The organism is Flavobacterium sp. RNTU_13, assembly GCF_046614455.1.
Lineage (GTDB): Bacteria > Bacteroidota > Bacteroidia > Flavobacteriales > Flavobacteriaceae > Flavobacterium.
Genome location: NZ_JBKJHB010000005.1, coordinates 76,317 through 89,466, shown reverse-complemented (window position 1 = coordinate 89,466; position 13,150 = coordinate 76,317). Strand labels below are relative to the sequence as shown.

Annotated in this window: 12 protein-coding genes; 5 read left to right on the top strand and 7 right to left on the bottom strand. The window is 42.4% G+C overall.

The annotated features are described in order from the left end of the window. Positions 1 to 70 precede the first annotated feature (70 nt). The gene (locus ACLI08_RS12465; protein ID WP_411428825.1) at positions 71 to 1,432 is read left to right on the top strand and encodes a PQQ-dependent sugar dehydrogenase; all 1,362 of its coding nucleotides are present in this window, start codon (positions 71 to 73) and stop codon (positions 1,430 to 1,432) included. Between the two features lie 11 nt (positions 1,433 to 1,443). On the opposite strand, the gene ACLI08_RS12460 is transcribed toward ACLI08_RS12465, so the two are convergent. Together ACLI08_RS12460 and ACLI08_RS12455 are read right to left on the bottom strand one after the other, a co-directional pair. Continuing rightward, complete coding sequence (locus ACLI08_RS12460) at positions 1,444 to 1,932, bottom strand: GyrI-like domain-containing protein (RefSeq protein WP_411428824.1); 489 nt, start codon at positions 1,930 to 1,932, stop codon at positions 1,444 to 1,446. Beyond that, on the bottom strand, positions 1,919 to 2,794 hold the full coding sequence (locus ACLI08_RS12455; RefSeq protein ID WP_411428823.1) for a hypothetical protein: 876 nt from the start codon (positions 2,792 to 2,794) through the stop codon (positions 1,919 to 1,921). Before ACLI08_RS12455 ends, ACLI08_RS12460 begins: the two co-directional genes overlap by 14 nt. Before the next feature lie 151 nt (positions 2,795 to 2,945). Between ACLI08_RS12455 and ACLI08_RS12450 the strand changes: the two genes are divergently transcribed. Beyond that, positions 2,946 to 3,545: a DUF1684 domain-containing protein gene (locus ACLI08_RS12450; protein ID WP_411428822.1), complete on the top strand. Its 600-nt coding sequence runs from the start codon at positions 2,946 to 2,948 to the stop codon at positions 3,543 to 3,545. A 2-nt stretch (positions 3,546 to 3,547) separates the two neighbouring features. Here the strand turns inward: ACLI08_RS12450 and ACLI08_RS12445 are convergent, their stop codons facing one another. Together ACLI08_RS12445 and ACLI08_RS12440 are read right to left on the bottom strand one after the other, a co-directional pair. Further along, complete coding sequence (locus tag ACLI08_RS12445; RefSeq protein WP_411428821.1) at positions 3,548 to 4,639, bottom strand: DUF695 domain-containing protein; 1,092 nt, start codon at positions 4,637 to 4,639, stop codon at positions 3,548 to 3,550. A 14-nt stretch (positions 4,640 to 4,653) separates the two neighbouring features. Beyond that, positions 4,654 to 6,012 (bottom strand): UDP-N-acetylmuramate--L-alanine ligase, encoded by a 1,359-nt coding sequence (locus ACLI08_RS12440; RefSeq protein WP_411428820.1) that lies wholly within the window; start codon positions 6,010 to 6,012, stop codon positions 4,654 to 4,656. Positions 6,013 to 6,108: 96 nt separating this feature from the next. On the opposite strand from ACLI08_RS12440, the gene ACLI08_RS12435 reads away from it, so the two are divergent. From ACLI08_RS12435 to ACLI08_RS12425, 3 genes are all read left to right on the top strand, one after another. Next, positions 6,109 to 6,672: a DUF6642 family protein gene (locus ACLI08_RS12435; RefSeq protein WP_411428819.1), complete on the top strand. Its 564-nt coding sequence runs from the start codon at positions 6,109 to 6,111 to the stop codon at positions 6,670 to 6,672. Positions 6,673 to 6,902: 230 nt separating this feature from the next. Then, a complete protein-coding gene (locus tag ACLI08_RS12430; protein WP_411428818.1) occupies positions 6,903 to 7,652 on the top strand; it encodes a DNA polymerase beta superfamily protein in 750 nt (249 codons plus the stop codon). Further along, the gene (locus tag ACLI08_RS12425) at positions 7,652 to 8,710 is read left to right on the top strand and encodes a DNA polymerase beta superfamily protein (RefSeq protein ID WP_411428817.1); all 1,059 of its coding nucleotides are present in this window, start codon (positions 7,652 to 7,654) and stop codon (positions 8,708 to 8,710) included. The genes ACLI08_RS12430 and ACLI08_RS12425 overlap by 1 nt, the downstream gene beginning before the upstream one ends. Before the next feature lie 174 nt (positions 8,711 to 8,884). On the opposite strand, the gene ACLI08_RS12420 is transcribed toward ACLI08_RS12425, so the two are convergent. The 3 genes from ACLI08_RS12420 to ACLI08_RS12410 form a co-directional block, all read right to left on the bottom strand. Next, complete coding sequence (locus ACLI08_RS12420) at positions 8,885 to 9,523, bottom strand: hypothetical protein (RefSeq protein WP_411428816.1); 639 nt, start codon at positions 9,521 to 9,523, stop codon at positions 8,885 to 8,887. 132 nt (positions 9,524 to 9,655) lie between these two features. Next, a complete protein-coding gene (locus tag ACLI08_RS12415; RefSeq protein ID WP_411428815.1) occupies positions 9,656 to 11,794 on the bottom strand; it encodes a S46 family peptidase in 2,139 nt (712 codons plus the stop codon). Positions 11,795 to 12,020: 226 nt separating this feature from the next. Beyond that, positions 12,021 to 12,986, bottom strand: a complete 966-nt coding sequence (locus ACLI08_RS12410) for a glycoside hydrolase (RefSeq protein WP_411428814.1) — start codon at positions 12,984 to 12,986, stop codon at positions 12,021 to 12,023. Positions 12,987 to 13,150: the final 164 nt, after the last annotated feature.

Genomic DNA, 13,150 nt, shown 5'->3' with positions numbered 1-13,150 from the left:
GTTAAAGCGCAATAGTTTATTACGTTAATATTTGTAGCTTTAACACAGGACAATTAACAAAACCAATGCTATGAAAAAACAACTACTCACCGCGCTGCTGCTGGCAGCGGGTTTTTGCCATGCGCAGGAATTTGCCCTTACCCCTTTTGCAACCGGGTTTAACAGGCCACTTGAAATCGTGCACGCCGGCGACAGCAGGCTGTTTGTGGTAGAGCAAACCGGGAAAATAAAAATCCTGAATGCCGACGGCTCTACCAATGCTACTCCGTTCCTGGACATTAGCACACTTACTACCAGCACCAGCGAACGTGGTCTGCTGGGTTTGGCATTCTCTCCTGATTATGCTACAAACGGGCGGTTTTATATTAACTATACTAACCTGGAGGGTAACACCGTTATAGCGCGCTACACCCGTAACGCCGAAAACCCTTCGGTTGCCAATGCCGAGGGCACCATACTGTTAACCGTTAACCAGCCGTTTAGCAACCATAACGGGGGCTGCCTGCGCTTCGGGCCCGATGGTTACCTGTACATAGCCATGGGCGATGGCGGCAGTGGCGATGACCCTCAGGGCAACGGACAAAACATAAATACGCTTTTGGGTAAAATGCTGCGCATAAACACCGAAATAGACACAGAGGGCTACGGCATACCGCAGGATAACCCGTTTGTGGGCATAGATGGTGCCGATGAAATATGGGCTACCGGGCTGCGCAACCCCTGGAAATTTTCGTTTGACCGCACAGCAGGAAACATCTGGATTGCCGATGTGGGACAAAACGACCGGGAGGAACTCAATCGTGTAGCAGTAACAGAAGGTGGTATTAACTATGGATGGCGTTGTTATGAAGGTTCATTACCTCATATTACAGGCGGTTGCGCTTCGGCAGATGCCTTTACCATGCCTTTCGCCGAGTATGGCAGGGCGGATAACGCATGCTCTGTAACCGGGGGCTACGTGTACCGTGGCGCTATGTACCCTGATTTAGCGGGTAAATATGTTTTTGGCGACTTTTGCAACAACCGCATAGGCACAGTAGATAATGCGGCTAACATCACCTGGAGCAACTCTTTTATGGGTAACTTTGCTACTTTTGGCGAAGATAATTCCGGAGAATTGTATGTGGCAGGCATAAGTAACGGCACCGTATATAAAATTGCCTACGGTACGCCGGCGGGCATTGCAGGTGCTAATTTTGCCGCAGTTAAATTATACCCTAACCCGGCAACGGACAACCTTACTGTAGATACAGCAGGTGCTGCACTGCCAATACAGGCAAAAATCTATGACCTGAGTGGTAAACTACTCCATAGCACTACCATACAACAAAACGGGCAACGTATAGACGTAAGCGCTTTTTCGGCGGGGTTATACCTTACCGAGATTACAAACGGCAGTAATGTAAGCAGACAAAAAATAATGATTGACTAAATCAGCGCAATCTATTTTACAGGAATATAAATGGCTTCTTCACTATCGTTGGAGCCATTTTTGTATTTATCGCCAAGTATTTCAAAGTGAGGGCGGCGGTCTAAAACGTAACCCGACTGCGGTAGCCATTCGGTTAGTATATACCTAAATACGTCATCTCCGTTCGCAGGATTACCTTTGTATTGAAACACAGCATATTTACCCTCATGTATTACAAACGTATTCATATCCTGCGGTACGGCTGCTCCCGGCTGCACCTGTACAGCGGCGCATTTGGTAAAAGCAGTAGTGGGGTTAAAAGAATCGAAAAATCCTTCGGGGTAATACTGTACAGAGAATAAGTCGTTATTAAGAGCCTCAACTTCTTTTCTCCTGGGCATAAATTGTTGCCAAAGTATTGCGGTGGTATTTTGCGCGAAACTCATATCGCTACTCATCCCAACAAGGTGGGTTTCAGGGAAAATAATTATTTCGGGAACGGAAAGATTAATAGTATTCATTCTCTATTTTTTTAATGCACTCCTCTTTATCATTACGTATTACCTTTACCTCACGCAGGTTGTGCTGGGTATTAAACTTGTTTTCGTAGATAACTACCGTTTTCTTTGTAAAATCCTGTTCTTTCAGCGGATTGCCATACTCGTCATACAGCCCCTCAAAAACCACAGTGCCGTTTTCAAACACTTTTTTACTAACCGGAATATTATTTTCAAAGCGACAGATAATCCGCTTTACTTCTTTGCCATTTTTTAGCGTGCGTTCGTCTATTACATTTCCATCATAATCGTATACAATAACCTTAGTTACCGTAGGTCTTATAAACGGAGGGGTAAGAAACTCTTTTGTTACCATATTGCCCTCACGGCTTTCTTTCACTACTTCAATTACCTTAGCATCCTTACGGGTAACGGCCTCAGACGTGCGCTGCGGATTGTTATACGTAACTTCCTTTACCGTAACCCCTTCGGGTGTAGTAGTAATATGGCTGAGCAACTGTCCTTTTTTGTAGGTGTAGGCTTCGTCAATGTCCATTTTACCCTTTACCATACGCCTGTAATGCACCAGGTCGCCATTTATATATTCGCTGGTGGCATCGCTTATAAGCGTATCATTGCAAATACGTTGCACACGCGTTACCTTATCTTTATCGTAGGTGTAAAGGATACGGTTAACTACCACCCTGCCTTTGGTATCGGTTTGCTTGGTAATTTCTTCGGTGGTTTTCCCCTTTGGGTTAAATAAAAACGTTTGCTCCTCGTTTGTGCAAAGATCAATTATATGTTGGCGTTTCAGTTTAGACTGTGCAAAAACGCTGCCCGTTAACAACAAAAAAAGAAGACTGGTACGTATTGGTTTTCTCATTTTTATTCAAAACTGTTGATTGGTGTAAATGTATATTATTTTATAACTATTTCGGCACAAATACCACACCACAAGTAGTGTTAAATAACCTATTTTTTAGCAGAAGTATTGCAGCGGCTAAAAAAACTGTATTTTTACCAAAACACAATGTATGAAGAACCTGCTTTTGGCTGCATTTTTTATCGTTACCGGATTTACCTACGCACAACAATGCAGTGACGCGGCTACCAAGGAAGTACAAAAAAAGCTCAACGAAGAATATGCTAACCCAAAGACTTCACCGCTACCCAAAAAAGACCTTAAGAAATTTAAATCGTTAGATTTCTTTACCATTAACCTTAAGTACTGCGTTACCGCTACCGTAACACGCACCCCAAACGAAAAACCGTTCTACATGGCCACTACCGATGGGCGTAAATCGCAATACATTAAATATGGCGAAGCGCACTTTACCATAGATGGAAAACCCTATAAGCTGAATGTATACCAAAGCCTTAGCCTGATGCAAAAAGAGGAATACAAAGACTACCTCTTTCTTCCGTTTACAGACGATACCAATGGCGAAACCACCTATGCAGGAGGCCGTTACATCGACCTGAAGTTCCCCACCGGAAACACCCTGCAAATAGACTTTAACCGTGCGTATAACCCGTACTGCGCCTATAACCACGACTACAGCTGCCCCATACCGCCGCGTGACAATTACCTGGAAACCAAAATAGAAGCCGGCGTAAAAGCCTATAAAAAGTAGCCTTATGGCATAAAGTGCTGCAAGGTACGCCAGTATTTGTCTTTAAAAATATCGAAGGCAAAATCATACGCATACGGAAATTCCTGCTCTATCAGCCACATAATTTTTGAAGGCTTGCGGAATTCGCGGCACGCAAAATAAATGTCGCGTGTACCCCTGCAGGTTTCATGTGCCAGCCACAGGCAGCCATCTGTAGCCTTAAGCCGTTCTATAAGGTGGTCTTCAAACGCGTTTAGTATATCGTTAGTACGTTCATCGGGCATATTACCCGCAGGGTCGTATGCTACAGTAACCCGCAGGAACCACGGGTAGGCCACTTTGCCCTCCCATTCCAGCAAGTGGGTATTTACGGTAGCAATGGCTATTTCACCTTCACCCAGGTCGGCCTGCATTACAGACACGCCATCTTCCACCCCATCAGGAAACTGCCCTTCGTACTTCTCTACGAACTCTTTTTCCCGCCACACCAGGTAGCTTTTAAGGCGTTCTATATCTATAAGTTCCTCTTTTACATCGGCAGGGGCTTTAAAATCCAGGCTATCTATGCTGGTAATGCTGTTCAGTTCGCCCAAATAATGCTCCAGGAATATGTATGCCCCACGGATAATGTCATCGGCATTATCTGCCGTGTAATCATCGTGTACTATAACAATATTAATCTCATCGGGGCAAAGCGGGTCTTCTATGGGGTAAAACCTCAGCGTTTCGCGGTTAAACTTATACCCATCCATAGACACGCGGCAGTTTTCCACATCGTGCGGGGGCTTAAGCGCCGTAAAACGCCATCCTTTAAGGGCCGGGGCAGCAGCCACTAGTTCCTCGGCAAACACTATGTTTTTTACAAAACTGTCGGCGGTAATAATAAGCTCTGCCGTATGTTCATCGTACATACCGCATAAAAACCAATAGCCCGGCCTCAGGCTGTCCAGCTTGGGGCCAAGTTGGGTAAAAAATGCTTCCTCCACATTCTCGCCCTTAGCCACGGTTTTGTAAAATGCCTTATGATGCTTTTTAAACCAAGCCCAAAACTCAGCATTGGTCTTTATGGGCGCTTCTTCCTTTTTCCCGAAAATACGGGCAATAAATTTCTTCAAACTTTAGTGTACCGTTATATAAGGTTTTTAACTTCCTCAAAGTTTAGCCCGCCGTAATTACCACTACTCATAAGGAGCAGGGCAGCGCCGTTAGTATCATATTTCAGTTCGTACAGATACTGCTTAAACGCCGCCGGATTAGTATATATAATAAGGTCTTCGCGGTTAAATGCCGTAGCTATCTGCTCGTAGGTAACTTCCTCAAGCTGCTTGATTTTTACCGCATCCGGGCTGTAAAACACCACTGCCACATCGGCTGCATCAAGCGCGCCGCGGTACTCCTTAAGAAACTCCGCGTTAAGGCTGCTGTACGTGTGAAGCTCCAGGCAGGCAATCAGCGTACGGTCAGGGTACTGCTCCTTAACCGCCTTTGTAGTAGCGGACACCTTGCTTGGCGAATGCGCAAAATCTTTATAAGCAACATTTTTACCATTTTCGGCAATTTTTTCAAGGCGTTTGCTGGCACCTTTAAAGGTAGCTATGGCCTCGTAGAAGTCTGCTTCGTCTACACCCATGCACTGGCAAATCCATTTGGCGCCGGCAAGGTTGTTCAGGTTATGTGCACCAAACACCTCTATGGGCATAGGGCCTTCGGGTGTGGATAGCAGTGTAACGCCGTTTTCAACCGTGTATTCCGGCGTGCTGTACGGAATACGGCGAATAGGATTAGTAGCTGCTTCAGATATACGTTTTACCTCAGGGTCATTTTCGTTGTATACTAAAATACCACCGTTGGTTATCTTTTGGATGAAGATTTCAAACTGTTCTACGTAGTTATCAAACGTAGGGAACACGTTTATGTGATCCCAAGCAATGCCGCTAATCAGGGCAATATTGGGCTGGTACAGGTGGAATTTCGGCCTGCGGTCCATAGGAGAGGAAAGGTACTCATCGCCTTCAAGAACAATAAAGTCGTTATCTGATGTAAGGTGTACCATGGTATCAAAACCTTCCAGCTGTGCTCCCACCATGTAATCTACTTCTATGTTGTGGTAGTGCATTACGTGAAGTATCATACTGGTAATGGTGGTTTTACCGTGGCTACCGCCTATAACTACGCGGGTTTTGTCTTTACTCTGTTCGTATAAAAACTCGGGGTAACTGTATATTTTAAGGCCCAACTCCTGCGCTTTTAAAAGCTCAGGGTTATCGGCTTTGGCGTGCATGCCCAGGATTATGGCTTCTATATCGGCCGTAATACGCTCCGGAAACCAACCCAGTTCGGCGGGCAGTAAGCCGGCTTTTTCCAGGCGGGTACGGCTGGGTTCAAAAATGGCATCGTCGCTGCCGGTTACCTGATAGCCTTTGTGGTGCAGGGCAAGTGCCAAATTGTGCATGGCGGCGCCCCCTATAGCGATAAAATGTGTACGCATTTTTATGGGAAGTTTCGTATTGTAATATTACGCCCAAATGTAACGAATAGATTTTAAAAATGTAAATTTGGGAATGACTAATAACCAAGCACCACAATGAAAATAGCTAAAGAATATGAAAAACATATCTTTTGCCTAGAAGGCAACTGGGAAGACGATTTAAGAAATAAGAAAAGTATAAAACCTACTCTCACCTACCTAACTGATTGCTTTAATATTGAAAATATTCATAGACATTGTGCAACAAAGGATGAATTTGAATATTACATAGATCAATATGATAAGTATAATGAATATTCTATATTATATTTTGCTTTTCATGGAAATCCTAATGGGATAAGTTTAGGAAAAGATGAAATCACATTAGACTATATTGAGGAAAAATGCTATGGGAAGTTAACAAATAAAATTGTCCATTTTGGAAGTTGCAGTTCGTTAAATATAAAAAAATCCAGAATCATTGAATTTATAAACAATACTAAAGCATTATGCGTTTCCGGATACAAAACAGATATAGATTTCAACAAAAGCACAGTACTAGATATTTTATATTTCGAAAAATGTCAACATTATAAAGACATTCGTTGTATTGAAAGAGATATGAAACAACAATATAAAGCGCTCCTGAACTCTCTTAAATTTATCATGTTATACGATTAAACTATTATGCAACAAACCATTGGAACTTTATACGTAAAAAGCATCTTATACCACCACAAACAAAAACACCTACAAGGTTAAAAAAACCTTGCAGGTGTGGTGCCCTTAAATCCTGCAAGGTCTTAAAGACCTTGTAGGTATAAAAAGTTCAACTACATATAACCGAGAGATTTTAAAAATGTAAATTTGGAGGGAAAATAACCGACCTAAGAAATTTCATCTTTAATAAAATGCAACAAGCCATACTTTCTAAACTTGCCGAAACAGAAAAACAACACAATATAACCGTACTTCACGCTGTGGAGTCAGGTAGCCGTGCCTGGGGCTTTGCATCGCCTGACAGCGATTATGACATCCGCTTTATTTACAAAAAACCGGCAGATGAATACCTTACACTTTGGGAAAAACCAGATGTAATAGAATTTATGACTGCTGAAGACCTCGATGGTTCGGGTTGGGATTTGGCAAAAGCCTTAAAACTATTGGCTAAATCTAATGCACCACTTATAGAGTGGCTTTTCCCTCCGGTTACGTACCGTAGCAACGATGCTTTCCTGGCACAAATGCAGGTGTTTGCCAAAGACTGCTTTTCGCCCATTGCTACATTACACCATTACCTGGGAACCACCAAAAACTTTATGGAAGTATGCGAGGCCGAACGGGTAAAACTGAAAAGTTATTTTTATGCCTTACGCTGTGCCCTTGCCGGGAAATGGATTATAGACAACAATAGTATACCCCCTGTGGCTTTTGCAGAATTATTGCCGCTTGCTCCGGTAAATGTACAGGAAACTATTACCGAACTTTTAGAAATAAAGGCGGGACAGGAGGAAACCTATTTTCACCCACGTGAGGAGCTGATAACGACTTACCTGCAACAAACCGTAGTATACAATCAGGAACACGCCCAAAAACTGGGGACAGGAAAGAAAATTAATGCTGAACTCGAAGCATTTTTCAGGGAAGAAATAAAACGCTGATGACCATACAGGATTTAAAAGATAACAACCTTATATTATTTGAAGCCATTGCGGGCAGCAAATCGTTTGGGTTAGAAACGCCCGAATCGGACACCGATATCAAAGGCGTTTTTTATATGCCGAAAGCGCTCTTTTACGGTATGGAATACATACCGCAAATTAGCAACGAAACGAATGATGTAGCATATTATGAAATAGGCCGCTACATAGAGTTGTTAACCAAAAACAATCCAAATATACTGGAACTGCTTGCTTCCCCTGCCGATTGTATCCTATACAAACACCCGGTTATGGAGCGTGTTTTGATTTCTGATTTTTTGTCAAAACTTTGTAAAGACACGTTTGCCGGATATGCCGCAACCCAAATAAAAAAAGCACGGGGACTGAAAAAGAAGATTGTAAATCCGCTGCCAAAAGAACGGAAATCACCCCTTGATTTTTGCTACATACTTAAGGGTTATAATACAATAACGTTAAAGAAATGGCTCGCCGAAAATAACCTTGCCCAGGAAAACTGCGGGCTGGTAAACATACCACACTCTAAGGATGTGTATGCCTTGTTTACAGACAACAATGGTTCATTATGCTATAAAGGCATTATAAAAAGTGAAGATTCAAACGAAGTGTCGTTATCGTCTGTTCCCAATGGAGAAACCGAAAGCGCCTATATGTATTTTAATAAGGATGGGTATTCTAATTATTGCAAAGAATATCGCGAATATTGGGACTGGGTAGAGAAACGGAACAACAACCGTTACAACACCAATATGGAACATGGTAAGCAGTACGATTCCAAAAACATGATGCATACCGTAAGGTTGTTACAGTCGGCATTGCAAATTTTAAGTGAGGGTTCGTTAAACATACGTGTTTCAAACCGGAATGAACTTCTTGCTATTAAAGCAGGCCAACTACAATACGATGAACTGCTTGAACGGGCTGAAAAACTTCTTGAAACCATTGAACAAGTAACAAAGACTACGAAACTACAGGAAAAACCCGATGTAAAACACGCGGAAAAATTGTTAGTGGAAATCAGGATGGAACTTTATACGTAAAGAGTATCTATACCACCACAAAACAAACACCTACAAGGTTAAAAAAAACCTTGCAGGTGAGATGCACTCAAATCCTGCAAGATCTTAAAGACCTTGTAGGTATTAAAATATACTATTACAACCACAAAAAAAACCGCCCCTCTCAGGGCGGTTTTTAAGTACTTTGATATACGATTAACTATAAGTAACCCCAAAATCAGTGTTGTTATTTACATCTTTAGTTTCTTCCACTTTTATGGTCTTAACCTCGATTTTAGGACCAAAAGCACCATAAAGATCAAATGCTTTTACAAAATCTTTCGGGAACTTAGCTAACAGACTGTCCACGATTTTTTTAATCTTGGCTTTATTTTCGTTGATTTTAACCTCGTTCTCGGTATAGTTACTAGTATCCATACCCGCTATTAATCCGTCATTAGTAAAGTTAAGTGCAGACAACATATCAATGTCGCTCTTAAAAGTCATCATATCTACACCAAAAACAGCTTTTACACCCTCAGCATTTTTTAGTAATTGCTGTAAAATGTCACCTGTTAATGCAGTAGTGGTTTTAGACTTAACTACAAGCAGATAGTCTGCAGGATTAATTCCTGAAACTTTGTAATTACCCTGAACATCTGCTGAGCCTTCGTAAACCGCTGGTTCAGCACCTTTGTCCAGGTTAAACACTTTAATTGTAGCACCTGCATCCGGCTTGTTACCTACGTAATCGTTAAACTTATAGTAAACATTACCAGAAACCGAGCCTGGCTCTTTTTTACATGACACAAATAGAAAAGAAGCCGCTAAAGCGATTTGTAAGATTTTTTTCATTGTTAGTTGATTTTTTTACATTATTTAGCAAATATAGACATTATACCGAATAATCCAAATACTGATACAAAAAAACCGCCCCTCTCAGGGCGGTTCTTATTATCTAAACGCTATTATTTTAAAGTGTAAAACTTACTTCACAATAGTCATTTCATCTACAATGTGCTTGGCACCGGCAAACTTGTCTATAACCCATAGCACGTAGCGAATGTCTACGTTTATGGTGCGCTGTAGCTGGTGGTCAAAAATAACGTCGCCAGCCATAGCCTCTATATTACCGTCAAACGCCAGGCCTATGAGCTCACCTTTACCGTTCATTACCGGCGAACCCGAGTTACCACCTGTAATGTCGTTATCGGTAAGGAAGTTAACCGGCATATAGCCTGCTTTGTCTGCGTAGCGGCCAAAATCTTTGGTTTTATTCATTTCAATAAGGCGTTTCGGCAGGTCGAATTCCTCATCGTTTGGCTTGTATTTGTTTACCACACCCTGTAGTGTAGTGTAGTAGTTTTTAGCCGCGTCGTTACGCTTATCGGCAGGCAGGCTGCGTACTTTACCGTAAGTAAGGCGCATGGTGCTGTTTGCATCCGGGTAGTACTTGGTTTTAGGGTTGCTTTCGCGAAGCCCCTCTACCAGCAAGCGGAATGCCCTGCTATAATCATCGGTAAGTTTTTGTAACTCCTCAGACTTGTTATTAAAATGCGTAGACAGGTCTAAAGAAAGTACCGTAAGCGGGTCGTTTTGCAACGCCTCTGCCGAAGGATTTTTTAGCCATGCCATAAGGCTTTCCTTGCTACCAAAAATACTCGACGCAAATGCCTTTTCTATCCACGCTTTGCTGTCTGCTTTAACTACATCTGCTGCCTTAGGTGCTACAGCGTACCCGGCAGATTTGGTTACATAAAGGTTAAGCTCAGCTGCAAGTACATCTTTTTCAAGAGGTATGTATAGTTTTTCATACGTTTCTGCTATTGCTTTTTCAAGCTCCGGTTGCATTTCAGCGCGCTTTGCAGCATCTGCTTTGGCAAAAGCCGATAGCGTTTTGTTCATCCTGGTCGGCAGCATGGCCATGTTACTGGTGCGGAACAGCCCGGTAAGGTAGTTATCGTGGCGTGCCTTTTCGTTAGTTTTGGCGTAGTAGTTTTTAAGTGTGGTTACTACCGTACCATATTTTTCTTTGTTCTTAGGGGTGCTGTTTGCCCACTTGTCAAATTTTGCCTCGCCGGCAGCTTTTGTAGCGGCGGTTTTGTGCTTTGTAAGCGCATCTATCATACCCTGGCGATTTTTCCAGTAGTTAGCCACCTGAGCGTATTTACTGGCATAATCAAGGCGTACTTTGGTATCCTTATCCATATACACCTTCATGCGGTCCATGCCCAGTTTGCTGGCTTCTACCCATGCCGGGTAGGCAAACTTTACGTTTTGCTCTATACCGCCACTTGGCATCCAGCGGTTAGTACGGCCCGGATACCCCAATATCATGGCAAAATCATTCTCCTGAACACCTTTAAGGCTTATCTTAAGGTATTTTTTAGGATGAAGCGGTACGTTGTTTTCAGAATAGTCAGCCGGGTTACCCTCTTTATCGGCATAAATACGGAACATAGAGAAGTCGCCCGTGTGGCGCGGCCATTCCCAGTTATCCGTATCGCCACCAAATTTACCAATGCTCTCCGGAGGGGTACCTACAAAGCGCACATCTTTATAATCCTGGTATACAAAATAGTAGTACTCATTACCCTGAAAAAATGAACGTACAGATACGGTGTATTTACCACCTTCTGAGTTTTCTTTTTCAATAGCGGCAATTTCCTGGTTAATCGCTTTTTCGCGCTCGGCTTCGGTCATTTTATCGTTAACCTTGCCCAGTATACGCTTGCTTACATCGTCCATACGAACAAAAAAGCGTACAAAAAGGCTCTTAGGCTTTAATTCGCCCGCCTTGTCTTTAGCCCAGTAACCATCGTGAAGATAGTTAGCCTGTGGCGAACTCAGTTCGGCAATGGCGTCATAACCACAGTGGTGGTTAGTAAGCACAAGGCCATCTTTACTGATAAGTTCTGCCGTACAGCCACCGTTAAATTGTACTACGGCATCTTTAAGGCTGTGGTGGTTAATGCTGTAAATTTCTTCGGCTGTAAGTTGCAGCCCCATTTTTTGCATATCGCGGTGGTTAAGACGCTCTATGAACATAAGGAACCACATACCCTCATCGGCTCTAACCGGTGTAACCAGTACAAAAGCCGTAAGGAAAAGAATGAGTTTTTTCATTTGTTTTCGGATAAAGTTAAATTTCGCTGTGCTGTTTATTACATTTTTGCGATAAAAAGCCTTGCGAAGATACTTTATTTTACGAATATGGTAAAATGTTTTTTCGATGCGCAGCTCGCAGTACCTACTTTAAAAGTTGTTCATACAATAAAAAAAACAGAAACCTGCATACCTTTAGGGCATACAGGTTTCTCGCAAACTAACGTAAACAAATACAGCGTGTGGTCTACAATTTAGCGTACACCACGCTAAAATATGATGACGTGCTGAATGATGTAGCGGTAGGATTAGTAGCCCATGATGGTGTTACCATATTCATACTGCCACCATCACCGTTCCAGCACCAGCCTAAAACGGTCCAGCTTTTGGTTTTCGCATAGTCTACAATAGCCGACCAGTTAGCACCCGAACCTCCCTGGTTACCAAACTCACCTATCATACAAGGTACTTTAGCCGTTTCCATAATATCTATGTCTGATGTGTTCATGTAGCGATTAGCGCCCTGATTGTAAGAACCCGGGTATATGTGCGCCGATAATACAATTTTAGTATCGGTAATCTTGGTGCCGTTTGTACCCAGTACGGCATTAGTAGCGGTGTTTGCCTCCTGCCCCCAGCCGGGTATATCTATAATAATATTGCCGCTGTATACCTGCCTTACAATAGCTATAGCACTATTATAAGCCGAAGCAAAGTTGTTAGAGGTAATGTTGTGGCTACCCCATTCGTTCATAAGGTTTACGGTAAAAGAACCCGCTGCTGCAAGGGTGCTGTAATTTGTTTTCCACCAGTTAGCCGCCGCTGTTAACTCCGCTGTGCTGTCTGAACCTAACACAGCCGATTTATGGTAGGTTACAATTACATTAAACCCGTTGCTTTTAGCCTGAGATATCCAGCTTACCGCCTGGCTTACTTTATCTGGCTCTACCTCTATACGTACAGTTTTAATTTTGGTTTGGGATTTCATTAAAGACCACCCAAAATTAGGGTTGCCATTATTGTAATAAGAAGGTTGCAGGTTTACACCGTTGCCAAAAAGTGTGGTGGTACCCTTAGCAGTAATTGATGACCCTGCACTTTGTTTTACTGCTTGTGATTCCTGACTGGTAGCAGCATCATTTTCGCACCCCGAAAGTAGTGCGGTAGCTACCACACAAAAAGACATTGCGAAATTGGTAATTTGTTTTTTCATAAATTAAAACGTTTTAGTTGTTGTTAAAATCAAATTTATTAACATTAAAACGATATAATTTATACTAAAAACACAAAAACAGATGTTATTATTTCAATTAGAAATATTTGTAAAACAGATATTTCGAGCGTGTAAAATTATGCTATATGTAACAAAAAACCATA